29 protein-coding genes are annotated in these 23,306 nt (G+C 68.1%); 18 read left to right on the forward strand and 11 right to left on the reverse strand.

Going from position 1 to position 23,306, the window contains the following annotated elements; all coding sequences use genetic code 11:
• The first annotated feature begins 281 nt into the window (after positions 1–281).
• Complete coding sequence (locus L3i22_RS19300; RefSeq protein WP_221328346.1) at positions 282–536, forward strand: hypothetical protein; 255 nt, start codon at positions 282–284, stop codon at positions 534–536.
• A gap of 230 nt (positions 537–766) precedes the next feature.
• Positions 767–1,720, forward strand: coding sequence for a beta-ketoacyl-ACP synthase 3 (locus L3i22_RS19305; RefSeq protein ID WP_255658690.1), 954 nt, complete (start codon positions 767–769; stop codon positions 1,718–1,720).
• A 105-nt stretch (positions 1,721–1,825) separates the two neighbouring features.
• Here L3i22_RS19305 and L3i22_RS19310 read toward each other — a convergent pair whose 3' ends face one another.
• The 3 genes from L3i22_RS19310 to L3i22_RS19320 form a co-directional block, all read right to left on the reverse strand.
• Complete coding sequence (locus L3i22_RS19310) at positions 1,826–2,146, reverse strand: hypothetical protein (RefSeq protein ID WP_221328348.1); 321 nt, start codon at positions 2,144–2,146, stop codon at positions 1,826–1,828.
• A 108-nt stretch (positions 2,147–2,254) separates the two neighbouring features.
• Positions 2,255–2,443, reverse strand: coding sequence for a hypothetical protein (locus L3i22_RS19315; protein WP_221328349.1), 189 nt, complete (start codon positions 2,441–2,443; stop codon positions 2,255–2,257).
• Positions 2,444–2,686: 243 nt separating this feature from the next.
• Positions 2,687–3,592, reverse strand: coding sequence for a DMT family transporter (locus L3i22_RS19320; RefSeq protein WP_221328350.1), 906 nt, complete (start codon positions 3,590–3,592; stop codon positions 2,687–2,689).
• A 69-nt stretch (positions 3,593–3,661) separates the two neighbouring features.
• Here L3i22_RS19320 and L3i22_RS19325 point away from each other — a divergent pair, with 69 nt between their 5' ends.
• From L3i22_RS19325 to L3i22_RS19360, 8 genes are all read left to right on the forward strand, one after another.
• Positions 3,662–4,570 carry a LysR family transcriptional regulator gene (locus L3i22_RS19325; protein ID WP_221328351.1) on the forward strand — a complete coding sequence of 303 codons (909 nt, stop codon included), beginning with the start codon at positions 3,662–3,664 and terminating at the stop codon, positions 4,568–4,570.
• A 437-nt stretch (positions 4,571–5,007) separates the two neighbouring features.
• Positions 5,008–5,325 (forward strand): hypothetical protein, encoded by a 318-nt coding sequence (locus L3i22_RS19330; protein WP_221328352.1) that lies wholly within the window; start codon positions 5,008–5,010, stop codon positions 5,323–5,325.
• Positions 5,322–5,654, forward strand: a complete 333-nt coding sequence (locus L3i22_RS19335; RefSeq protein ID WP_221328353.1) for a hypothetical protein — start codon at positions 5,322–5,324, stop codon at positions 5,652–5,654. The genes L3i22_RS19330 and L3i22_RS19335 overlap by 4 nt, the downstream gene beginning before the upstream one ends.
• A 17-nt stretch (positions 5,655–5,671) precedes the next feature.
• On the forward strand, positions 5,672–6,391 hold the full coding sequence (locus tag L3i22_RS19340) for a hypothetical protein (protein ID WP_221328354.1): 720 nt from the start codon (positions 5,672–5,674) through the stop codon (positions 6,389–6,391).
• 2 nt (positions 6,392–6,393) lie between these two features.
• Positions 6,394–6,717, forward strand: coding sequence for a hypothetical protein (locus L3i22_RS19345; RefSeq protein WP_221328355.1), 324 nt, complete (start codon positions 6,394–6,396; stop codon positions 6,715–6,717).
• 280 nt (positions 6,718–6,997) lie between these two features.
• Positions 6,998–7,996, forward strand: a complete 999-nt coding sequence (locus tag L3i22_RS19350) for a CPBP family intramembrane glutamic endopeptidase (protein WP_221328356.1) — start codon at positions 6,998–7,000, stop codon at positions 7,994–7,996.
• Positions 7,997–8,046: 50 nt separating this feature from the next.
• Entirely contained in the window at positions 8,047–8,472 is a 426-nt protein-coding gene (locus L3i22_RS19355; RefSeq protein ID WP_221328357.1) for a hypothetical protein, read from the forward strand.
• Positions 8,473–8,593: 121 nt separating this feature from the next.
• Positions 8,594–10,531, forward strand: a complete 1,938-nt coding sequence (locus tag L3i22_RS19360) for a methyl-accepting chemotaxis protein (RefSeq protein WP_221328358.1) — start codon at positions 8,594–8,596, stop codon at positions 10,529–10,531.
• Between the two features lie 9 nt (positions 10,532–10,540).
• Here the strand turns inward: L3i22_RS19360 and L3i22_RS19365 are convergent, their stop codons facing one another.
• Positions 10,541–11,458, reverse strand: a complete 918-nt coding sequence (locus L3i22_RS19365) for an NADP-dependent oxidoreductase (protein ID WP_221328359.1) — start codon at positions 11,456–11,458, stop codon at positions 10,541–10,543.
• A 107-nt stretch (positions 11,459–11,565) separates the two neighbouring features.
• Positions 11,566–12,657, reverse strand: coding sequence for a radical SAM protein (locus L3i22_RS19370; protein WP_221328360.1), 1,092 nt, complete (start codon positions 12,655–12,657; stop codon positions 11,566–11,568).
• A 178-nt stretch (positions 12,658–12,835) separates the two neighbouring features.
• Between L3i22_RS19370 and L3i22_RS19375 the strand changes: the two genes are divergently transcribed.
• Positions 12,836–13,456 carry a TetR/AcrR family transcriptional regulator gene (locus L3i22_RS19375; protein WP_255658398.1) on the forward strand — a complete coding sequence of 207 codons (621 nt, stop codon included), beginning with the start codon at positions 12,836–12,838 and terminating at the stop codon, positions 13,454–13,456.
• Positions 13,457–13,463: 7 nt separating this feature from the next.
• On the opposite strand, the gene L3i22_RS19380 is transcribed toward L3i22_RS19375, so the two are convergent.
• Complete coding sequence (locus L3i22_RS19380; protein ID WP_221328361.1) at positions 13,464–13,916, reverse strand: SRPBCC domain-containing protein; 453 nt, start codon at positions 13,914–13,916, stop codon at positions 13,464–13,466.
• 95 nt (positions 13,917–14,011) lie between these two features.
• Between L3i22_RS19380 and L3i22_RS19385 the strand changes: the two genes are divergently transcribed.
• A complete protein-coding gene (locus L3i22_RS19385; protein ID WP_221328362.1) occupies positions 14,012–14,617 on the forward strand; it encodes a TetR/AcrR family transcriptional regulator in 606 nt (201 codons plus the stop codon).
• A 215-nt stretch (positions 14,618–14,832) separates the two neighbouring features.
• Here L3i22_RS19385 and L3i22_RS19390 read toward each other — a convergent pair whose 3' ends face one another.
• Positions 14,833–15,333, reverse strand: coding sequence for a GyrI-like domain-containing protein (locus L3i22_RS19390; RefSeq protein ID WP_221328363.1), 501 nt, complete (start codon positions 15,331–15,333; stop codon positions 14,833–14,835).
• A gap of 200 nt (positions 15,334–15,533) precedes the next feature.
• Entirely contained in the window at positions 15,534–16,319 is a 786-nt protein-coding gene (locus tag L3i22_RS19395) for a carbon-nitrogen hydrolase family protein (protein ID WP_221328364.1), read from the reverse strand.
• Positions 16,320–16,507: 188 nt separating this feature from the next.
• Between L3i22_RS19395 and L3i22_RS19400 the strand changes: the two genes are divergently transcribed.
• Complete coding sequence (locus L3i22_RS19400; protein ID WP_221328365.1) at positions 16,508–17,359, forward strand: alpha/beta fold hydrolase; 852 nt, start codon at positions 16,508–16,510, stop codon at positions 17,357–17,359.
• Between the two features lie 36 nt (positions 17,360–17,395).
• Here the strand turns inward: L3i22_RS19400 and L3i22_RS19405 are convergent, their stop codons facing one another.
• Together L3i22_RS19405 and L3i22_RS19410 are read right to left on the reverse strand one after the other, a co-directional pair.
• Positions 17,396–17,980 (reverse strand): GNAT family N-acetyltransferase, encoded by a 585-nt coding sequence (locus L3i22_RS19405; RefSeq protein ID WP_221328366.1) that lies wholly within the window; start codon positions 17,978–17,980, stop codon positions 17,396–17,398.
• Between the two features lie 78 nt (positions 17,981–18,058).
• Entirely contained in the window at positions 18,059–18,367 is a 309-nt protein-coding gene (locus tag L3i22_RS19410) for a hypothetical protein (RefSeq protein WP_221328367.1), read from the reverse strand.
• A 331-nt stretch (positions 18,368–18,698) separates the two neighbouring features.
• Here L3i22_RS19410 and L3i22_RS19415 point away from each other — a divergent pair, with 331 nt between their 5' ends.
• The 5 genes from L3i22_RS19415 to L3i22_RS19435 are packed head-to-tail and all read left to right on the forward strand — an operon-like array spanning position 18,699 to position 21,377.
• Entirely contained in the window at positions 18,699–19,316 is a 618-nt protein-coding gene (locus L3i22_RS19415; RefSeq protein ID WP_221328368.1) for a YbaB/EbfC family nucleoid-associated protein, read from the forward strand.
• Entirely contained in the window at positions 19,313–19,630 is a 318-nt protein-coding gene (locus L3i22_RS19420) for a hypothetical protein (RefSeq protein WP_221328369.1), read from the forward strand. The genes L3i22_RS19415 and L3i22_RS19420 overlap by 4 nt, the downstream gene beginning before the upstream one ends.
• Positions 19,587–20,339, forward strand: a complete 753-nt coding sequence (locus L3i22_RS19425; protein ID WP_221328370.1) for a hypothetical protein — start codon at positions 19,587–19,589, stop codon at positions 20,337–20,339. Before L3i22_RS19420 ends, L3i22_RS19425 begins: the two co-directional genes overlap by 44 nt.
• Entirely contained in the window at positions 20,336–20,761 is a 426-nt protein-coding gene (locus tag L3i22_RS19430; RefSeq protein WP_221328371.1) for a hypothetical protein, read from the forward strand. Before L3i22_RS19425 ends, L3i22_RS19430 begins: the two co-directional genes overlap by 4 nt.
• Positions 20,754–21,377 (forward strand): hypothetical protein, encoded by a 624-nt coding sequence (locus L3i22_RS19435; protein ID WP_221328372.1) that lies wholly within the window; start codon positions 20,754–20,756, stop codon positions 21,375–21,377. Before L3i22_RS19430 ends, L3i22_RS19435 begins: the two co-directional genes overlap by 8 nt.
• Before the next feature lie 46 nt (positions 21,378–21,423).
• On the opposite strand, the gene L3i22_RS19440 is transcribed toward L3i22_RS19435, so the two are convergent.
• The gene (locus L3i22_RS19440; RefSeq protein ID WP_221328373.1) at positions 21,424–23,172 is read right to left on the reverse strand and encodes a tannase/feruloyl esterase family alpha/beta hydrolase; all 1,749 of its coding nucleotides are present in this window, start codon (positions 23,170–23,172) and stop codon (positions 21,424–21,426) included.
• Positions 23,173–23,306 lie beyond the last annotated feature (134 nt).

The raw sequence follows: 23,306 nt of genomic DNA on the forward strand, positions 1-23,306 counted from the left end.
GGACACCCGGTCGGCGACTACCCTGATCCACTCGACGGCGTTTCCGCCCGAGGACCCAGCGGCCAGCAAGGCGGGCGTCAGTGAGCGGGTGGTTGCGGCCCGAGCCGTACGGCGATCGCGTCTGACTACGACAACCGGCACCGGGCGACGAACCGGCAGTGATCGAGATGGCCACCGACCCGCGGGTGCGCCGCCGTATCGGCGGGTTGTCCGGCCCCGCCAACGCTGCGGTCCGTCGACTGCGGGCTACCTCATGATCTCGACCGGCTCATAGTTAGATGTTGACCATGAGATTCGCTATCAGGTCGGATGTCGCGATCACGGTGGCGTTCGAGCCAACCGCGGAGATCTATCCGCTGAGCGCAGGCGAAGAGATCGCCGTGGAATGGACCGATGGCGCAGATGACGGCGCAGTCACCCTGGAAGCTGGTGACATGGTCGTACACGTGCCCAGCGGGGGTTCCAGGATGAGAGCGTGGCGGTCCGACGGAAGCGAGATCTATATCGGTCCGGACTCCGGACCTGAGGCGATGTGAATCACCGTCGACCCGGACTCGATCCGGAGCATCCTGGCTGCCGTTGCTGCGGACCGCAGGCAAGGACAGGCGCACTTGTTTGCCGCGCGGCGCTCACTGCGAAGCACTATGCAACCGGGGGTCGCTGAGCCTCGGTACGGGCTTACTTCACGCCCGCCTGAACGCCTGGTTACCGGCGAGGAACTTCGAAAGCGGAGTGCCCCCAGCCGGGCATGCTTGGATCCCTAGTCATGACCCCTCCTTTGCAGCGCCGTGTCGGTCACCCCGGATCGCGGATCCTGAGCGTGGCCTCCTACCGCCCGCGAACCGAGGTGGGCAACGAGGCGATCGCCGACCTGATCGACTCGAGCGACGAATGGATCCGCCGCCGCTGCGGCATCGAGTCTCGCCGGCGCGCCGCACCCGACGAGGACCTGGTCATGATGGCCACGGCGGCCGCCTCCAAGGCCCTGGCCGATGCGGGCGTCGACCCGTACGACGTCTCGGCCGTCCTGGTGGCGACGATGTCCCACCGGGGCCGCGCGACCACCACAGCACCCCTGGTCGCCAACGCGTTGGGAGCCACCCAGGCTGCCGCGATGGATCTGGGAGCGGCATGCGCCGGATTCCCGTACGCCCTGGCGACCGCCGACGCGCTCATCCGCAGCGGCTCGGCCGGCTACGTGGTCCTGGTCGGCACCGAGCGCATGCTCGACATCGTCGACGAACGTGACCGCGGCACGGCGTTCCTGTTCGGCGACGGCGCCGGCGCGGTGGTCATCGGTCCGGCACAGACGTGCGACATCGGCCCGGTGGTGTGGGGCGCTGACGGCTCCGGGAGCGAGTTGCTGCGGTACGACGAAGCGGGCATCCTGCGCATGGCCGGCCCCGAGGTGTTCCGCTGGGCGACCTCCATCGTTCCCGACCTGGCCAGGCGCGCGCTGGACGCGGCGGGCATCTCGGCGGACGACCTCGCGGCTTTCATCCCCCACCAGGCGAATATGCGCATCATCTCGGCCACCGCGAAGGCCCTGGAACTCGGAGCGCACGTGCGCGTGGCCACGGACATCACGACCAACGGCAACACCGGCGCGGCTTCCATCCCCCAGGCCATGGCAGCCCTGCCCGACACGACGGGGCCGGCCCTGCTCGTCGGCTTCGGCGCCGGCCTCTCGTACGCGGCTCAGGTCGTGATCTTGCCCTGACCCCGTGGTTGCGATGGCCGTTGGTGACGCCTGGTTCACGCAATCGGTCATGGAACAGAGCATTTTGGCCGCACTCGTCTGCCGGCAGTCGCGCGGGCGGCCGGCTCAATCGCCGATGAACACCAGTTCGCCGTGCTGCTCCGCGCAGTGCTCCGCCATCGATCGAAGCCGCATCAGCCCGCGGTGCTCAGCGCCCGCCTTCGCCAGCGTGAGCAGCAGCTCGACCTCGGCGATGAGCTGCTGCATCTGGCCAGCGCCGAAACGGGTCTCGCCATGAGGATCAAGCCGGCCCAACAGCCCGAGTGCCGAATTCTCGTGGAGCACCAGCCGATCGAAGTCGCCAGCGGCATCGAAGGATCCGCCGGCCGGGTCCGGTAGTCGTTGGATCCGCTTGCCGGCCACACGCAGCTCGGCCTGAATGCCCATCCCCTGATGATCCACGATGCCGGGCCGGCGCCCTCATCGGCGGCCACAAGGAACTGCTCGACAGGCGTCCCGTCTGATCGTCGTGGCGTGCCGCCGCTCGCTTTCCGGTCAGCAGCGCGGCTGCGCGGCCAACCGGTGGGAGACAAAGACACCGATGCCGGTCGTAATGCCGACCATCGAACCGGTGGTCCAATCATGCTGAGTGGCACCGAGGGCCAGCGTGAAGACCACCGAGGTTGCGAACCCGGTGAGCGCCGCGCCCCGCTTGGTGAAAGGGGTTCGGTTTGTCGTGCCCATGACCCGAGTGTGCGACCGGTTGCAGCACGTGTGCGAGAGCGTTCGGAGACGCACTCGGATGACGCATAAAGTCGGCGCACCGAGTAGGCCAGATCGGGTGCACTTACCTGCCGCGATCCGCGTCGGCGTTGTCACTCACCCGGTGACACAGCGTAAATCCTCGACTTCGAGGCGCCGGCCGCTGATCCTGGAGCTCGACAGACGACCGGAACCGGCGTAGCTCCTCCGCGCGCTGTCGAGCCGTCACGCAACCACCTCACCCAATTCCGGCCGGGGCGGCATCCGGACGGCGCCGACGTTGGCGGCGATGACCAGCGTGATGGCCAGCCCTTCGAGCACGGTGAGCTGCTGGTGCAGGACGACGTAGCCGGCGAGCGCGGCGACGGCGGGCACAAGGCTCATCAGCACGGCGAAGGTCGTGGTGGGCATGCGGCGCAGTGCCAGCAACTCCAGGGTGTAGGGCAGCGCGGAGGACAACAGCGCCACCGCGGCGCCCATCGCCAGGACGTACGGATTCAGCAGCGTGATTCCTGCTGTGCCGGCGCCGAACGGAAGAGTGATGACCGCGGCGGCGGTCATGGCCAGGGCCAGGCCGTCAGCCCTGGGAAAGCGTTGCCCGACCCGGGCACTGGCCATGATGTACCCGGCCCAGACAGCGCCCGCCGCGACCGCGAAGCCGATCCCGGCCGGGGTGAGCCGATCGAATCCGGTGCTGCTCAGCAGTGCCACCCCGGCTGCGGCCAGGCCGGCCCACAGCCAGCTCGCCGCGCGGCGGGTGGTCACCACCGACAGTACGAGCGGCCCCAGCACCTCCAGCATCACCACGGGACCGAGCGGGATCAGCGCGATCGCGTGGTAGGCCAGCGTGTTCATGCCGGCCAGTGCCGTACCGAATCCGCCGATCAGCAACCAGTCCGTGCGCCGATATCCCCGCACGCGGGGCCGGCACACGGCCAGCAGCACGAGCGCCGCGATCGTCAGCCGCAACGTCACGACTCCGTCCACGCCGACCCGGGGGAACAACAGCGCCGCTACCGCGCCGCCGAACGGACCCGACAGCAAGGCCCCCAGTACGAGCCCTACCGCGCCGGCGCGTCGTGTCGGGGCAGCGGTGACGGCGGACGGGGCGGGGTGCAGAGCGTTGGCCATGCGGCCGAGGTTAGGAGTCGGCCTTCGGGCACGGAAATGCCGAATGTGCTGCGGTTATGCTCTGTCGTTATGACCGTGGAGCTGCGGCATCTGCGCGCCTTCCTCGCCATCGCCGCCGAAGGCACCATCACCCGGGCCGCGGCCCGGCTGCACGTGACGCAGCCCGCGCTCTCTCGCACCCTGCGTCAGCTGGAAACCCACCTCGGTGCTCGCCTGATCGACCGGTCCACCCATCACCTGCAGCTCACCGCCGCCGGACTCGCGTTCCAGCCGCGAGCCGCCGCGGCGGTCACGGCCGTCGACGAGGCGCTCGACCCGGGGCGCGTCGGGACCTGGCCCCTGCGCCTGGGCCACGCCTGGTCGGCGCTGGGCGAACACACCACGCCACTGCTGCGCGGCTGGAAGCAGGAGCACCCGGACACGCCCCTGCAACTGCTGCGCGTCGACGATCGCAGCGCCGGGCTCGAGCACGGCAGCGTCGACGTCGCCGTCATCCGGGGCGAGGTCGACCTGCCCGCCGAGGTGAACACCGTGGTGCTGCTGCTCGAGCCGCGCGTCGCCGCCGTCGCCGCGGACAGCCCGCTGGCCCGCAAAGCCCGGCTCACCCTGCACGATCTGATCGCCAAGCCGGTCGCCGTCAACACCATCGCCGGCACCACGGCCCTCGGCCTCTGGCCTGCCGATGACACGCCGAACGACATCGTCGAGGTCGCCAACACCGACGACTGGATCGCTGCCATCGCCGCCGGCCACGCTGTCGGCGTCACCACCACCGCGACCGCGGCCACCTACCCGAACCCGGCCGTCGCCTACCTTCCGCTCGTCGACGTGCCGGCCGTCACGGTTCACCTGGCCTGGAAGCAAACCCCGAGCCATCCCGCCGTACCGGATTTCATCGCCTTCGCCCGGCGGTTCATCTCAACTCCACACGGCCCAGTCTCGGGACGAAGTCCGAGTGGCGGAGCAGGAAGCCAATGACGGAGTGGGTGGGCTCGACGGCGGAATGCGTCGCGGCGTACGTTGATCCTTGCCGCCGGCGAAGGTTCGCGGGAATGGCGCTACGGGTGCCTACCTTGCGAATGCTCGGTTCGCTGACGACGTAGTGAGCTTCACGGTCACCCTTCAGGGTCGCTGGCGTCAAGGCGGCTGAGGCCACCAAGGTCCAGCGGATCGTTGCGAGCGCCACCTAAGAATTATTTGGAATTCCCGGTAGATCTGTAGGGATTCCTTTACCACTTCGTGGAGTCATGGATCTCTGTTATTCGGATCAGGGCGCCCGCGACTGTAGGTCAAGGCTCCTGGTGTCAGCTTCCCGACCGTGACCCTAAGGGAAGGATCTTCATGTTCAGTGAACCCCATGAGCCGCGCAGGCGTTGATATCGTTGCGCGTCAACGTCTGGAGGTTTTTTGTGTCAGTGCCACGGGCCATTGAGGCACGACGACTCGCCGGCAAGTTCGTGCTCCTGGTCGCGGGTGTCTGGATCATGGGCCTGGTGGCGTTCATCGCCGCAGGCGCTCAGGGGTCCTGGCTGCCGCTACCGAATCTCTTGATCTACCTGGCTTCTGGCGCCGCATTGATCCCGGCGGGGTACTTCTCCGTCCGGCTGCATGCCACAGACGATCGAGAGGTTTTAGATCAACTTTTTCCTAGAGCTGTCTGGTGTTGTCTCGCAGGCGTTGCGATCTTCGCAGCCGGCTTCTTCCTGGTCCTCCAACTTGGCGGTGCTAAATGACCTTCAGTGTAGAACCTGCCGACATGCGGGCGTACGCCGCGAAACTTCTTGACCTTTCTGATGACGCCATCGAAGGCAAGGCCTACACCCACCGCTACGGCGACATTGGGATTACGGAGAACGGCATCTTCGGAGCACTCCTGATGAGTCATTCCAGATTCATGACTCGCCTTGACGACATGTCCAGCCATCTTAAAAAGTTGACTGACAGCAATCATCAATCACTGATGCAGATCGCTAGAGGGTATGAGGCTATCGATCACAGGTCGGCTGCGGAAATTGATGATTCGTATCCGACGACTCAGCGCCCGATGGTTTTTAAGGGCTAGCCAGCACGGGGGAAGCGATGAGCGAGGCAGTAAACCTTCTGGTGGCTCCAGGTGAGCCCGACGACAGCATGACTGAGGGTTTTTGGGATCCTGGGGACCTGTTCAACTACTTGTCGCCTTCGGCGTATATCTCTTCGATGATCGAAAGTGTCACCGGCGTTGACGTTTTCGGCACCGTGACCGACGCCTTAGCTGGCGATTGGGCGTCATTTTACAGGTTTGGCGATGCTCTAATCAGCATGGCGGACTTCCTTCAGGAAATTGGGGTGCAAATCCAGTCTGGGTTCCTGGATCTTGACAGAACCTGGAACGGGAACGCCGACGATTCAGTATTCGTCTACTTCAGCAACCTGGCGTCTGCCGTGAGTCGGCAGCAAGACGCACTTCACCAGGCATCCGACGGCTACCACGAAGCAGCCAAGGGTGCATACCAGTTTTCGAAGCAATTAGGGAATGTACTCCAAGCCCTCGTTGATTCAGCAATTTTGATGGCCGCGTCTGCTGCAATCGGTACCGCAACCGCCGAAACCGGGGTGGGCCTCCTCGTCGGCTACGGCCTTGCCGCCTCCCAAGTCCTCCGTGTCCTGGAACTAGCCAATAAGGCGGCCATCATCGTTTCCACCGCTTGGACAGCAATTTTCGGCAGCTTTGGGCTTATTGTGGACCTGGCGAGCCAGGGTGGCGACTTGTCGCAGGTTCCACTACCCGCGAACACGTTCGCTCTCCCGGAGAACTAGTCATGACTGATCACGTGAGCGAACAGCTGGAACAGATGACCGACAATCCCCGCATGGTCCGAGCCATGCGAGACACCTTTCATCAGCTCAGTAAGGGGGTAGCCGGCCCCGACCTTGCGGAGATGGCTGAGGGCGTCCTCAAGGGCGACGTTCCGATCCGAGACCTTGCCCGTACCTCCGCGTACGGCGACGCACTGGGCGCGGCCTTCGAGCGCTATCGCGAGTGGGAGGCGAAGCTCGAACCTGAAGAACGTCAGCGGCTGATGGACGAGACGCGCAAGACACTCGAAGGTGATCCGCAAGGTGACAAAGGCACCCGGCGCTGAGACTTCTTGTGACCCCCGAGGAAGCGGGGGTCACAAGAACGGGTAGGCACCATGGGCGGTGAATTGCATGTCGATCCGCCGAGTCCCTCCGGGGGTACCGGACCTTGCTTCTGTCGGCGCTTGGTGCCGTACGCGAGCAATCCTTTGATCTTGATCGGGTTTTCAGAAGGGAGTGGCCGCGGGCGGTTCGGTGACTGCGAGGTTCGTTTGCCGAGCAGGGCGAACCGGTCCGAGGTGGTGTGGTCGGTCAGGTGCGGCAGGATCGGGGGCGGCGAACACGGTGCGGGAGAAAGCCGGCGTCGCGCATCGCGCAGTTTCGTCCGGACGGCCCGCGTCGCCGGTAGGTGACCCCGTAGGGCGGTGCGCCGCGGTTGCCCGGACCCGTGATGATGGGTGGATGCCGATCATTCGGGGTGGGTCCGGTTCAGTGCGTTCGGGCTGGAAAGTGGCCGGGTTTCTGGCGCTGTGCGGAGCGTCGGTCATGGCCGCCGCCGTGCTGATCGGGATGTTCGCGCCGCCGTGGGCGTCCAGGGATGGGCAGGCCTGGCCGGTTGTTGCCCTGGCCGCGGTGTTCATCCTTGCCAGCACGCGGCTGTGCCTGCGGCTGGAGGGTCGCCGGGCGGTTTCGTTCCGGCCTCAGGTCGCTCGCCTGGGCATCGGTCTTGTCGTCGGCGTGGGGCTGGTCGGCCTGCTGGCCTGGGGTCTGATGCTCGCCGGGGTGCTCTACTGGCAGCCCAACCGGGGCTTCAGCGCCTCGCTGATGCTCAGCGGCACCGTCTATTTCTGCTGCGCCGTCCTGGTCGAGGAAATGACCTTCCGGGGGTACGCCCTGCAACGGCTGGCCGAACGCATCGGGGCGCGCGCGGCGGTCGCCGTGCTCGCCGTCGCGTTCGGTGGCTATCACCTGCTGAGCCTGGGGGCCAACCCGTCGGTGAAGACCGGCGGCGCCGATCTGCTCTGGATCGCGGCCGGCCCGGCCATCGGCGCGATCGTCTTCGGTGTCGCGGCCCTGCGGACCGGTGGCATCGGCCTGCCGCTGGGATTGCATCTGGGCTGGAACTGGACCCAGTGGCACTTCTTCACGTTCGCGGCCGACGACAATCCGGTCGGTCTGTGGAATCCGCTGGTCATGCCGTGGTACACGGAGCATCCGGCGGCGTTTCGAATCGGCTACGTCGCGGCGATGGCACTGGCGCTGCTGATCGTGCTGCTCACCACCCGGCGCCCGGGGGCCGACCCGCTGTTTCCGGCCAGTCGGCCCGCGGCCGTCATAGGCTGACCTGTCCGGGCTTGCGTCAGTCGCACAAATGGGGCGCGATGGGAGAGGCCGTGACACACGATCGTGCCGCCGGCGACATCGCGACGCTGAGACTGCCCGGGATCGGGTGGCTGCTGCAGTGGCGTGGCGACGGCTTCTGGCGAGAGCTGAACGACGCCCAACATCACGACGAGCTGGCCGGCTCGTTCATGCCGTCCGAGGATGAGTGGGTGCGCTGGACCGGGCGTTCCCGGCCGCAGGCGCGAGGCGGCGCATGGGGTGGGGTCGCGACGTGGTGGCTGGTCTACGGAGAACTGCCCGGCGAAGCCACGCCCAGCGTCGGGCTCGCCGACGGCACCTGTCCGCCGGTTCTCCGGCTGGGGCGGGTGTGGGCTTGTGAGTGGCGATCCGTGGCCCAGCCGGTGACGGTCAGCGTCGCAAGCGAACGATTCGACTTTGCTTTCGCCGAGCCGCAGTACCGGCGGTCGCTCGGCTGACCTCATCGAGGTGGGTCCGATGCCGGCGAGGTGCGGCGCCACTGGTGGAAGGTGCCGGCTGTGGGAAGAGATTGCGGCTAACGGGTGCGGGAACGGTGCCGAATGGTTAGTTGTGCACCGAATGACGATCCGTTCCCGGCTCGTGCTCAGTGTGACCGCGTTGCTGATCGTTTCGGTGGCAGTGCTGGTCACGGTGCTCGTGGCCGGGGCGTCCAGCAGACTCAAGACGGCCGCCTTCAGCGACGCCGAGCATCAGGCCGAGGCGAGTGCCGCGCAGGTGGAGCGGCGGTTCGACACCGCGTTCACCACCGCGCGGGATCTGGCCGGGTCGCTGGAGTCGATCGCGGTCAAGGATCAGTCGCGGACCGTCGCCGATCAGGTGCAGGCGACGCTGCTGGCGGCGCACCCGGAGTACATGGCGGTGTGGTCGGCGTGGGAGCCCAACGCGTTCGACTCGCGTGACCGCCGGTTCCGTAACACCACCGGCACCGACAAGAGCGGGCGTTACATCCCGTACTGGCATCGCACCGAGACGGGCGGGGTGGCGCTGGAGGCGCTGGCCGGGCTCGACGACACGACGAGCAACTCCTGGTACGAGAACCCGAAGAAGACCGGGCAGGAGATGGTGCTGGAGCCGTACTCCTACAAGGTGGGCGGCAAGGACACGCTGATGACCTCGGCCGAGATGCCGATCATGCGGGACGGCACGTTCGTCGGCCTGGCCGGTGTCGACATCACCCTCGACTCGCTGAGCGGCATCGTCAGCGGGATGAAGCCGTTCGGGACCGGTGCGGCGACGCTGGTCAGCTCCGCCGGGAACGTGGTCGCCGGCGGGAAGGCCGACCAGTTGACCAAGCCGCTGGGCGGGGCGCTGGGCGTCCTGGCGGGCAAGGCGGTGCTGGGCGCCAACACCCGGGCGGTCACCTCGTCGCAGCTGCGGGTCGCGGTGCCGCTGGCGATCGGCGCGAAGGCGACCTGGGCCCTGGTCGTGACGATCCCGGACGCTACGGTGCTGGCGCCCGCGCACCGGCTGCGGAACCTGGCGATCCTGCTCGCGGTGCTCGCGATCGGGGTCAGCGCGATCGCGGCGCTGCTGCTCGGGCGGGCGATCGTGGCGCCGATCAAAGCGCTGCGTGACCGGATGGCCGACATCGCCGACGGCGACGGCGATCTCACCCAGCGCGTGGACGAGTCGCCGTACCACGAGGTCGGCCAGCTCGGTGCGGCGTTCAACCGGTTCGTGCTCAAGGTCGCCGGGACGGTGCGGGGCATCGCCGGCGCGGCCGAGGAACTGGGCGGGGTCAGCGGCACCATCACCGACGTGTCGGGGCGACTGGCCGGCAGTGCGCGTACCTCGGCCGAGCAGGCCGCCGTGGTCACGGATTCGGCCGGGCGTGTCTCGGCGAACGTGGAGACGGTCGCGGCCGGCGCGGGGGAGATGGGCGCGTCGATCCGGGAGATCGCCGAGAACGCCTCGGAGGCCGCCCGGGTGACCGCGTCGGCGGTGGAGACCGCGCACCGCACCGGGGCGGCGATGACCCGGCTCGGCGAGTCCAGCGCGGAGATCGGCGCGGTCCTGCAGGCGATCACCTCGATCGCCGAGCAGACGAACCTGCTCGCGCTGAACGCGACGATCGAGTCGGCGCGCGCCGGGGAGGCCGGCAAGGGGTTCGCGGTGGTCGCCTCCGAGGTCAAGGAGCTGGCGCAGGAGACCGCGCGGGCGACCGAGGACATCAGCGGGCGGATCGGCACGATCAAGGCGGCCACCGCCGAGGCGGTCGCCGCGATCAGCGCGATCACCGAGGTCATCGGGCTGATCAGCGGGTATTCGACGACGATCGCGTCGGCCGTCGAGGAGCAGACCGCGACCACGAACGAGATGAGCCGGTCGGTCGGGGACGCGGCCCAGGGCTCCCGGGAGATCGCCGCGGTGATCGCCGGGGTCGCCGACGCGGCCGAGAACACCACGGCCAGCGCGACCGAGACCCAGCAGGCGGCCGCCCAGCTGGCCGAACTGTCCGAGCGGCTGCGCATGCTGGTGGGCTCGTTCCGCTACTGACGCGGACCGCTACCGGCGTACGGCGATGATGGTCTTGCCCTTGATCCGTTCGGTCGGGTTGAGGGCGGCGACCGCGTCGTCGAGCGCGGCGACGGTGCCGATGTTGGTTCGCAGTCGCCCGTCGCGGACCCGCTGGACGATCTGGCTCAGCTGAGCCCGGTCGGACTCGACGACGAAGTCGACGGCCGAGCCGTCGGCGGGGCGGGACTCGACCGGCCCGACGACCGACACCAATGTGCCGCCGGTGCGGATCAGGGGTGCGGACTGCTTCTGGATGTCGCCGCCGATGAGGTCGAAGACCAGGTCGACGCCGCCGATGTCGGCCAGCATGTCGCTCTGCAGGTCGACGAACTCCTGGGCGCCGAAGTCGAGGGCCTTCTGCCGGTCGCCGGTGCGTCCGGTGCCGATCACGTAGGCGCCGAACTCGCGGGCCAGCTGCGTCACCATCGTGCCGACCGCGCCGGCCGCGCCGTGCACCAGCACGCTCTGCCCCGCCCGCAGCCGGCCGTGGTCGAACAGGCCCTGCCACGCGGTCAGACCCGAGATCGGCAGGCTCGCGCCGACGCTGAAGTCGACGTCGCCGGGCAGGGGCGCGAGGTTGCGGGCCTCGACGGCCACATACTCGGCGAGCGTGCCGTCGCGGTGCCAGTCGGTGAGGCCGAACACCCGCTGCCCGACCGACAGGCCGGTCGTGCCGTAGCCCAGGGCGCTGACCACGCCGGCCAGCTCGTGTCCGGGGATCGACGGGGTGCGGTCCAGGCCGCGCCGGTCGGTCCAGGTCGAGGGCCAGTCCGTCTCGGTGGGGACGAAGCCCGACGCGTGGACCTCGACGATGACGTCGTTGATCGCCGCGGACGGCGCGGGCCGCTCGGTCAGCGTCATCCCGGCGGTTCCGGCGCTCTGGTCGGTCACCACGATCGCTTTCATGCGGACTTCTCCTCGTTGAGGTGGTGGAAACCAACGTCCAGCCGGACGTTGTGCTTGTCGGCGCTTGGTGCCGTACCCAAGCAATGTTTTGATCTTGATCGGGGTTTTCAGAAGAGGGTGGGCGCGGGCGGATCGGTGGCCGCCGGGGTTCGTTTGCCGAGCAGGGCGAACCGGTCCGAGGTGTCGTGGTCGGGCAGCGGCAGGCCGTGGCGGCGCAGCGCCTGGTTGACCCGGGCGCGGATGAGGTCCTGGTGGGCGCGCGGGATGCGGGATCCGGCGGCGTACAGGTCGGCGTAGGCCGGCACGAGGTTCGGGTGTTCGTGGTGCAGCCAGGTGAAGAAAAGTTCCTTCACGCCGCGCATCAGGTACAGCGGGGTCGGCAGGATGTTGGCGGCGCCGGCCTCGGCGAGCGTGCCGATCAGGGCGTCGAGCTGCTCGGCGCTGTCGGAGAGATGCGGCAGGATCGGCGCGACGAACACGGTGGGGGAGAAGCCGGCGTCGCGCATCGCGCGCAGGGTCGCCAGCCGGGCGGCGGTCGAGGGCGCGCCGGGCTCGAGCGTGTGCTGCACGGCCTCGTCGAGGAACGCGATCGACATGCCGAGCTCGACGTTGACCCGCCGGGCGGCGCCCGCGAGCCGGTCCAGGTCGCGGCGGATCATCGAGCCCTTGGTGAGGATCGAGAACGGGATGCCGGCGCCGGTCAGCGCGTCGATGATCGGCGGCATCAGCTGGTAGCGGCCCTCGGCGCGCTGGTAGGGGTCGGTGTTGGTGCCGAAGGCCACCCGCGGCGGCAGCGTGCGCTTGCTGGCCAGCTCGCGGCGCAGCACGTCGGGGATGTTGACCTTGACGATGAGCTGGTTGTCGAAGTCGGCGCCCAGGTTGAGGCCCAGGTGTTCGTGGGTGGGCCGGGCGAAACAGTAGGCGCAGGCGTGGGTGCAGCCCCGATACGGGTTGATGGTCCACTCGCCGGGCAGCATGGCGCTGGTCGCCGGCACGTGGTTGAGCGCGCTCCTGGTCAGCACCTCGTGCAGGGTGATGCCGTCGAACTCCGGCGTGCGCACGCTGCGGACCAGGTTGTTGAGCCGGGTCAGGCCGGGCAGGGCGCCCGGCTCGATCGCGTCGATGCGCTGCCCGGCCCAGCGGATGTCGCTCAGGTGCGCGTGATGCTGGCTCTCGGCCTGGTCACTGGGTGAGGTCATGGTGGGGGAGCACTTCCGGGTCGGCAGGTTTCCCCGACCCTCTCATGCCCGGACCAAATAGTCCACTAAACGATCTCTTGAAACCAAGAAGAACCAGATCAAATGCGCATTGAGCGTACGGACAACTGGCCTGTATAGTCCATGCAGGCGCGTGATCGGGCGCGGATGGGAGCGACGGGTGAGTGACGAGCAGAAGCCGCGGCGGATCAGCCGGCGGGGGATCGCGACCCGGGAGCGGATCGTCGAGGCGGCCAACCAGCTGATGTTCGTCCGGGGGGTCAACGCGACCACGCTCGATGATGTGCGGGAGGCCAGTCAGACCAGCAAGTCGCAGTTCTACCACCACTTCGAGGACAAGAATGCCCTGGTCCGCGCGGTGGTGAGGTTCCGTGGCGCTCTGGTGCTGGAGCGTGAGCACGATCGTCTGGAGCGGCTGCGCACGTACTCCGGGCTGGTTCGCTGGCGTAACGCGCTGGTGCAGGCCAATGCTCTGCAGAACGGTGCCTACGGGTGCGGGCTGGGCAACATGGCCGTCGAATTGTCCGACCAGGACGAGCCGTCGCGGTCGATGCTGTCCGAGGCGTTCGCCGCGTGGGAGAAGCTGATCAGTGACGGGCTGCAGCGGATGAAGGACAGCGGTGCGCTGCGAAGCGAGGCTGATCCGGCGGGGCTGGCGACCGGGCTGATGGCCGCGTTGCAGGGCGGCTACCTGCTGGCTAACGCCGCGCACGACGTGAAGCCGATGGAGATCGCGCTGGACATGGCGCTGGCGCAGATCAAGTCGTACGTCGTCGGTTAGTTCTTCGTCATGCCTGCTGCGTCCGGTGGTATGCCTCGAGGACGGGCGCGATGCCGTCGGTGAGCATCTTCTTGCGCACCGAGCCGAGCAGCTTCGCCATCGCAAACCCACCGGCGCCGGTGAAGCCGGTGTGCTTCCAGGTGAACCGGGTGCCGCCGGGGACGGGTTCGAGCAGATAAGTCACGTCGGTGACGTTGGTGGTTTCCTCGTCGCCCCGCCACGTGTAATGCAGAGAATGTGGGGCGGTCACGGCGATCACTTCGCAGTAGACGATGCCGGCCCAGCCGATGACCGGCTTGCCCACGAACCGGAACTTCGTGCCGGGCACGGGGGCGTAGTTCTCCGGGCGGCCGCCCTGGCCCGTGGTGGTCCACTGCGCGACCTGTTCCGGATCGGTGAGGACCTGCCACACCTCCGCCACGGGATACGGGTACTCGCGGACCACGGTGTACTCGCTCATGAACAAACTCCTCGAGATCGATCGACTCAGCCCGGCAGCAGTAACCTACCTAACGGTAGGTAGGTAGTCAACCGGTCGTTAGGTAGGGTGGCCGCATGGCTGATCCGCACCTGACCCGCACGGCGGGGCGTCGCGACGGAGCGGAGACCCGGGCGCTCGCCCGCCGCGCCGCGCTGCGTCTGTTCACCGAGCAGGGCTACGAGGCGACGTCGCTGCGGCAGATCGCCGATGAGCTCGGCATCAACAAGGCGTCCCTGTACTACTACTTCGACAACAAAGAAGCGATCCTGCAGTCGCTGTTCGACGAGCGCGGCAGCGAGGCCGAGCAACTGCTGAGCTGGCTGCGGGAGCAGCCGCACACCCCCGAACTGCTGTCCGCCGCGGTGCTGCGCTGGGTGGACTCCTCAACCGCCGAGAAGCTGCAGGGCATCCGGTTCGTGAGCGCCAACCCGCTCATCGCCCGTCACCTGACCAGCCGGCCGGGCGGCGGTCGGATCGGGACGAGCCTGAACCTCGTCGTCGACGAGCTGACGACCCTGTTGCCGGACCCGTCGCCGCAGAACGTAATGCTGCTGCGCATGGCGATGCTCAGCATCAACGCTGCGGTCCAGGCCGCCCCGCCCGCCGATGGCGGCGATGAGGCCGTCATCGCCGCCGCCCGGCGGGCCGCACGAGCTGTCCTGAGCGAACTTACGAAGTGAACTGAAGACTTGCGGAAGCAATCGGCGGCGTCTCGCACGTAGGCGATCGGGCCCGCCTGCGCGGGCCCGTTGTCATGGCTTTCCGTCGTCCGCCATTTCGCTCATGTCCTGATATGACCGTCGCGGTGGCCGGGTTCCCGTCCGGTTCTGCGGCGGACCGTTTTCGGCCGAGGCGGTGGGGCCGGCTATCCGCAGGTGGCCGTGGCGGGTGATCTTCAAGCAAGCCCGTCGGCCAGGCGAATGGCCAGCTCGGTGTGCCATCGGGTCTTCATGCGCTCCGAGCGTGGATCGGTGAGGTATTCCTCGTACCGGCAGCCGAAGTGGTCGCCTTTGGGGCTTGTCGTGCAGTCCAGCGGGTGGCCGTGTTGCTGGGCCCAGTCTCGTAGCGTGCCGTTGGCGCGTCGGCCGTGGTTGATGTAGGTCAAGGTCGCGTATCGGCCGGCGGGCAGCACTCCGGGGCGGATCCGGCCGTCGCCCTGGACTTCCTTCTCCGTGATGACTCCGACCTCGACGTCCATGGGGCCGTCCATGTCCACCACGTGGAGACGGAAGAACGTGTGACCGTACGCGATGGATTGGTCGTCCGCCCAGGAGTACAGCTGCTGCATGAGCTGGTCGCGGACCGCGAACATGCCGCGGAACGGCGTGACGAGGCGGATGCCGATGCAGTGCCGGTCGGGCTTGGTGACGGTCTTCGGGCCATCGATGATTTCCACTGGCACCTCCAGGTGGATCGGGCCATGTCGGTAAGTCCGGGCCGTCGTGCGGTCAGAACAGTTCGCACTCCCACGACTGCAGGGCGGCCTGTCCGGGCGGAAGTTCGCCGGTGCAGTACTTGTACAGCCAGGTGGCGGCTCGGCGTTCGGCGTACTTCTCGTTGGTCGGCTCGCCTGCGTCGTCGAGTTCGAGGGCGAAGTCATTCCGGCCCGTGATAGGCGATAGACAGCACGTCTTGCCGCCGCTGGCCGAGATACCAGTCTCCCACCTGGGTCAGATCGAGAGTTTGCTTGAGCAGCCCCGGAGCCCCGTTGGGAAGCTCGCCCATCACTTCGCCCCGCGGAGACACCACCATGCTCGGACAATGTTGGTCGGGGTGAGCGATATTGGCGGAGACGACGAAGCGTTGGTTCTCCGCGGCGCGGCTGATCAGGTGGCTGCGCCATACGCCGTCAACCTCGCGTGTGTTGGCAGCGTTGGTCATGTAGACGAACAACTCCGCTCCGGCGCTGGCCAAGTGCTGCCACTGTTCCGGGAAGCGGATCTCCCGGCACAACTGCACACCTACGGTGAGCTTCCCCTGGGGTCGCGAAATATTCACGGTCGACAGACCGGTCCCGGGATGCAGCCGGCCGCGTTCGTTCATGGCGAGATTGATCTTCCGGTATACGTAGTGGTCGCCGGCGGCAGTGAAGGTCAGTCCGGCATTGCACCATCCGCCACGCCACGGCAGGAGCGATCCGCAGAAGATCTGCACCTGTCGCTGGACGGCAAGCGCGCCTACCTGTGCGACGGCGTCATCGATCAGGGCACGGTCGACGGCTTCCAGAGGTGTCAGATCCTCGCCATAGCCGGACAGCATGCCTTCGGGCAGGACGACAAGGTCGCCGGGCTGCGCTTCATCGACGACGTCCCGCAAGGTTCCGAGATTGGCCTCGACGTCCCAGGTGACAGGAACTTGCCCGATCAGAATGGAAATCTGCATCAGACGATCTTCGAGGGCCGGTGGGCAGCACGCCGTCGTGGGGTCGGGAACCATGTCTGCGCATCCGCTTCTGCCGCATCAAGTACGCGCCGGTTTGGCGGGTTCGGCACCCTGCATGCCAGGCGCTGGAACGTTATCGCTTCTCGGTCGTCCGGTGTTGCGGAACCGCAGAGGGTAGCGTCGATGTGGTGGAGGCGTTTTCCCGCGACGGCATGTGGTTCGACGTGTCGGACGAGGGGCCGGTGGATGCGGAGACGGTCGTGCTCCTGCACGGGTTTCCGCAGAGTGCGCGTTCGTGGATCGGCGTTTCCCGGCGGCTGCTCGCGGCCGGTTACCGGGTCATCGCGCCGGACCAGCGCGGCTACACCCCGCGGGCCCGGCCTCGGTCCCGGCGGGCTTACCGGCTCAACGAGCTCGTGGCTGACGTCGTGGCCCTCGTCGATGCCGCCGGCGCCGAGCGGGTTCACCTGGTGGGCCACGACTGGGGCGGCGGGGTTGCCTGGATGTTCGCCGCCACGAGACCGGATCGCCTGCACACCCTGACCGCCGTTTCCGCGCCGCACCCGCGTGCGGTGGTAACGGCCATGCTGACCAGTCGGCAGCTCTGGCAGGCGTGGCACGTCGGATTCTTCCAGGTGCCGTGGCTTCCCGAGGCCGCCATCCGGTCGCAGGGTGGCCGGTTCGCGGTGGCCATGCTCGAGCGATCCGGTCTCGGTGCTGAGCTGGCGAGGGCGTACGCCGAGCGGCTCATCAACGACCCCGGCGGTCTGGCCGGCGCGTTGCGCTGGTACCGGGGCATGCCGCTGGACACCGCCGTCGGACTCCGGACCGGCGCGGTCACCGTCCCGACGACCTACGTCTGGAGCACCGACGACATCGCCATCGGTCGCCGTGCCGCGGAGCTGACCAGCCGGTGGGTGACCGGCCCGTTCGACTTCAAGGTGCTCGAAGGCGTTTCGCACTGGATCCCCGAACAGGCACCCGATGAGCTGGCCGCGTACATCCTGGAGCGGATCAGAAGCATTTCGCCGACGACCTGAAAGGCGCGCCGCCGAGGTCGGCCGACTCGGCATGCCTTATGCCGTCAGGAGGCGTTCTGATAGACGTGCCTTCGCCGCGGGCCACTGAGCCCGGAGCATCGAGTACAACAGCAGGTTCGACTCGCCGGTGACTGTCGGGTCGGAGTCGATGAGGGTGGCGCCGACGCGGAGGATCGCCTCCCGTGAGCGGGTGTTCGCCGGGCTGATGCGCCAGAGGACGGCGGCATAGTCGAGCGTCTCGAAGGCGTAGGTCATCGTCAGCAGCTTCGTTTCGGTATTCGCCGCGGTACGCCACCACCTTCGTCCGAACCAGGTACCGCCGATCTCGATGCGTCCGTCGCCGCGCTGCCAGCTGTGCAGATTCGTGGTGCCGATCGCCGTTCCCCGGTCGCGGGCAACAACCGCGAACGTGACGCGCTTCCGGTCGTCGACGTCCTTGAGGCGTCGGGCCACGATCTCTCTCAGGTCGGCTTCGGTACGGGGAGTGGGCGCGCTCAGCCAGCGCCAGACTTCGTCGTCTTGGCCGCCCGCGTCGAACAGGGCGGGTACGTGCGACTCGGCAAGCGGCTCGAGACGTACGTAGCGGCCTTCAAGGACGATTGAACGGGGAACCGACGACATGGCGGGCGACGCTACGCTATCCAACATCCGCGCGTGCCGCGATCCGGACCATGCCGGTAAGTCCGTGCCGTCGTGCGGTCAGAACAGCTGGCACTCCCACGATTGCAGGGCGGCCTGTCCGGGTGGAAGTTCGCCGGTGCAGTGCTTGTACAGCCAGGTGGCGGCTCGGCGTTCGGCGTACTTCTCGTTGGTCGGCTCGCCTGCGTCGTCGAGTTCGAGGACGTTGGCGAAGATCGCGAAGCAGGTCTCCATCTGCGACGGTGAGTCCTTCAACTCGTCCCAGTAGTTGATGCCGTCGAGCATGGGGTGGCCGACGCAGCCGCGGGCCACCCATCCGGCGAAGCGTCGGATCGCGCCCGACGCTCCGTGGCTCATCTGGTTGACCATGCCGGAAACCTACCGGGAGTGCCGATGTCGCTCGTCGGCATCGGCACGAGCGAGCAGCCGGCTGACCGCAAGTCGGACGAGAGTTGCCGGTGAACGGCGGGGGGCATCGCCATCACGTCCTTTAGCGGCGGCTGAACCCGCCGGCCGCGTGCGGGGTACACGGGATCGAGGTAGTTCGAAGTCGTGTGGGTCGCCGAGGCGGGGATGACCGATGTTTGATGATCGTATGGCGGTGTTGGCCGGCCTACGGGACGACGGTGAGGCGCTACTGCGACGGGCCAGGTCCGCAGCCCGGGCTTCGGGCGAACCGGGATCGGACTCGACCGGTTCGGTGACGGTGACCCTGGACGAGCACGGCCGGGTCGTAGCAGCGACCGTATCGGACCGGTGGCGGTCGCGCCTTACCGGCGAACGGTTGGGCGCCGCGGTCGTTGACGCGGTCCGGGACGCCTCGATCCGACGGCTGACCGCGTGGGGCGTGGCGTACAGCGAACCGGATCGGCCGCAGCCGCTTTCATCCGCGAACGGAATGCGGCAGCAGTTGGATTTGATCACCTCTGCTGCGCTGTCCGACGCTGACCGGGAAGCCGCGTTGGTGGCGTTGCTGGAGGTAGTCGAGTCGATCGAGCGTGGCCTCGACGAGGTCTCCGGCAGGCTGCAGCAGACCCTGGATGCGACCCATGTCGGGCACAGCCGGCACCGCGAGGTGAGCGTTGAGTTGACCGGAGGTGGTGAGGTGGTGGCTGTGCGATTCGACCGGCGATGGCTGCGGGATGCTCATCATGCCAACCTGACGCGGCAGCTGTCCGCGGCGTTCCGGGCGGCCTACGAGCAGGTCGCGGCACACGGGGTGCAGCGACTGATCGCTGACAGTCCGCTGGGCGAGGCGCAGTGGGTGATGCAGGATCCGTTCGGGTTCGCCCGTCGGTTCGGGATGGCCGGCCGATGACCTTGAAAGTCGCGCTGGACGCGTTGCGCAGCGATGCCGCCTCATGGGAGCAGGTCGCGGCGGTGACTCGACAGGCCGCGCACGAGGCGAGTCTGCTGACCTTGGGGTCCGGGGAGATGTCCTGGGCGTCGTTGTCGACCGGGCTGCTCGACACCTACACAGAGCTTCAGCTCAAGGTGGTGACCTTGCTGCAGGAGGCGAGTGAGGTGTACAGCGGGTTGAGCACCAAACTCGACAAGGTCGCCTACGAGTACGAGACGAACGACGAACGTGCCGCACGAGACCTCAAGGGAGTGTGGGAAGTCCGTGAGTAGCAGCATGCAGCCCGTCCTTCTCGAACGCATCCATTCGACGATCAACCGCATCGATGGCAAGACGACCGAGCTGCAGAGCTCGATCGACGACAAGGTGGGTTACCTCCCGGGCCCGATGCAGGCAACGATTCGCAAGGGCTGGGACGACTTCTGTGCGTTCCTGCGGCGCATCTGGGACAACCTCGGCATCGTGCTGTCCAACATGGGTTCGCTGTCCGCCCTGTCGACGACCGCGACTGCCTGGACCGAACGGGTCGGGGTGCCGGTCAGTGGCCAGGTCCAGGCCGCCGACGCCGGCCTGCTCATCGTCGACGACAAATGGGACGGGGACGCCGCGAACGCGTACCGCCAGATGCTGCCGCTGCAGAAAGCCGCGCTTGAGAAGATCAAGACGACCATCACCGACGGCCTGTCCACGGCGCTGGACCAACTGCACGGCGGAATCTTCCTGTTCTGGACCGGCCTGGCCGGAGCCCTGGTCGCGCTGGCAATCGGCCTGATCAGCGCGTTGGCCTCCAGCGCCACGATCATCGGCCTGCCGGCGGCGCCGTTCATCGCGGCCGGCGCGGCCGTGACCGCCTCCGTGGCGCTGATCGTCGGCTGCGAGACCCTCCGACGGACGTGCACCTCAGCCAACAACACGCTGCGGCAGAAGTTCGACGACAGCGGCTTCTTCCACAAGCACTGGCCGCCGGCGGGCACCGCATGACGGCCTCGCGCACCGAGAACGGTCGAAACACGCTGCTCGCGGTCATGATTGCCGCGGCCGCGCTGGCCGATGCCCTGCTTGCCTGGCTGGGTGCGACGGCGTGGATCAGCTACCGCGACGGCGGTTTCACCGCCGCGCAGGCCGCGCCGTTCGCCGTGATGGGTGTGTCGGCCGTTGTCGGCGTCGTGCTTACGCTGTTGGCGATGATTGCCCTGATGCGTGGCCATCACGGTCTCGCCCGCGTCGCCGGCGTCCTGACCTGGCTGCGGTTGGGCGCGGTGACCGTGGCGTTGGCGGTCGTCACGCTCGGCCTCGGCGTCGCCGGGATGTTCTCGGTGTTCGGCGTCGTGCTGGCCGTGGGCGATGCCCTCGGTGGCTTCGTCATCACCGCAGCGGCGGCTCGCCGGACCCGCGGTGGATGAGTCGATCATTGCCCTGGGCAGCCTGCTCTGCGTGTTGATGATCGCGCTCGTCGCCGTGGTCGCGGTGATCCAGCGTCGTCATGGCCGCCGGGAGCGCCAGCGGTGGCAGCGGTGGGCCGACCAGCGTGGTTGGATCTTCGCCGACCGGCCCGTGGTCTCCTGGCACCGGAACGTGCCGGGAGAACTGCGATTCGCCGTGTCCGGTGTGGCGCAGGGCCGTCGCGTGATGGTGGCGGAGTGCGCGGTGACCGACGCCGACACGAACACCACCTTCTTCGTGGCGGCGGTGGCCGTCCTGCGGCTCTCGCTGCCGGACACCGAGGTGGAGCCGCGGGCAACGGTGTCTCGGCTGCTCGGCACCGGTGCCACGACCGGACGGCCCGACTTCGACCGGGCCTTCCGGGTCCGGACCGCCGATCCACGATGGCTTCCGCCGGCCCTGATCGAAGCACATCTGGCCGGCACCGTGCCGTCGTCCTGGCGGGTGCGGGGCACTGATCTGATCATCGTGCGGCGCGGGCGCGTCAATCCCGGTCAGGTATCCGGAATCATTGCCCAGGTGTTGCCGCTGGCGGCCGCGCTCGATCCCCCACCGGAGCCCTCCCGGACCCGTTGATTTTTCGAACGTTTTCTCCAACTCAGTGAACGTTAGTGGAGACGCACTAGCTGGGCTTTCGGGCTGGGGTGCAGGTCCAGTGGCCGTCGTGCCAGGTGCAGGTCTGTTCGTAGCCGGAGCGGAACGAGCCGAGCCAGGCGATGTCGTCCTGGTAGCGGGTGGGCGGCGGGGCCGGTGCGAAGTTCGCCGCGTCGTCGGTGCTGCCGGTGCCGTCGTAGCGGGCGACAGTCGGATAGGGGTAGACCGGCCGAGTCCGTACGGCAAGGTCGTCCTGGTTTTTCGTGGCGACCAGCCGGCTGGGGGCGACGCCGGTCTCGACCCAGGCGAGGGTGGGGGTGAGCGCGTCGATCGTGTCCGGTCCCTGACCGCCGCCGCAGTGGGCGACGCCGGGCAGCATGAACAGCCGGGCGAAGCGTTGGGTGGCGGCGGTCCCGCCCATGCGCTCGGTCAGGGCGTGGTAGTAGGCGATCGTGCCGTAGGGCGAGATCGCCGGGTCGGCCCAGCCGTGCCAGAGCAGGAGTTTGCCGCCGGCGGCGCGGAAGGCCGTCAGGTCGGGGTCGCTCGCGTCGTAGATGCCGGCCCGCTGGTAGATCTCGTGGAACGTCGCCGCGTCGAAACGCAGGTCCTGCAGGGTCGCCGTCGGCCGGGCCGACGGGTAGGCGAGGTATTTCAGCGCGTTGGTCGCGTTGGCCTCGGCCACGGCCGGGGCGCCGGCGGCGGTCGGGGTGACCCAGTGGGCCCAGTTGGCTTCCGAGCCGACGGGCTCGCCGCCCGGGTACATCCGCCGGTTGTGTTCGTCGCGGGGCCCGTCGTACAGCTTGCGTACGGCCTCGATCTGCGCGTCGGTGAGGCAGGTGTCGCTGTCGGTTCCGGTCGGGCAGCGCAGGCTGCGCGGGTCGAAGGCGCAGGCCCGCGGGTCGTCGATCTGGCCGTCGGTCAGGCCGTCGCGGGCGTCGCATTCGCGCAGCACGGCCTCGTGCAGGGCGGGCAGCTTGGCGGCGGTCAGGATGGGCCGGCCCTGCGCGTCGGTGTTCGCGGTGGCGTGCCAGCCGGTGGACCAGACGATGAGCGAGGTGAGCAGCGACGCCGGGGCGCCGGCGACGATGCCGTCGAAGTCGTGCGGGTAGCGCTGCGCCTCGGTCAGCCCCTGGTGGCCGCCTTGCGAGCAGCCGTCGAAGTACGAGTAGCGCGGGCCCTGTCCGTAGAAGAGCGTGATGAGTCGTTTGGCGACGAGCGCGACGACGTGGTCGGACCGGTAGCCGAAGTCGACGCGCAGCTGCGGGTCGGCGCCGAAGGTGGCGTCGAAGCCGGCGACGCCGACGTGGCCCTCGTTGTTGGTGGCCAGGACGAAGTCGCCGCGGTTGAGCGGCACGCACCCGTCGGCCGCGTCGGCGTAGAAGTCGATGTTTCCGCAGAGCGAGGCGCATCCCAGCTGCAGGTACCGCTGCCGCCAGGTGGTGGTGGGCAGGAAGACGTCGAACTGGATCTGTGGCGCCACGGTGCCCTTGACCTCGCAGGCCGGTGAGCCGTCCGGCGAGGTCGCCTCGGTCGCGGAGCCGATGACCGCCGGCGCCTCGGGCGTTGTCGACAGGTCCTGCCCGGCGAGGGCCGCGCAGTCGATCTTCGGCAGCACGACGGCCGGGCCGTCGGCCTTGGTGGATGCCCCGGCGACGGCCATGCGGGGCGCGGCCTGGGCGCCGCCGGTCGTGACGAGCACGGCGAGGACGGCGAGCGCCCGGAATCCGGCCTTGCCGATGACGTGTCCCGGCGTGCGACCCCGTAGACGAGCGCGCATGCGTGTCCTCCCCGTTTCGCGGCGTACGCGTAATCGCGGGATGTCGGTGACGCCTGCGACTGCACGACAGGAGCACGGAAAGCTAAATCTGGCCGCGCATAGGTGTCAATACCGAATCGGACACTCGGAGATCG

The organism is Actinoplanes sp. L3-i22, assembly GCF_019704555.1.
In the GTDB taxonomy this organism is placed as follows: Bacteria; Actinomycetota; Actinomycetes; order Mycobacteriales; family Micromonosporaceae; genus Actinoplanes.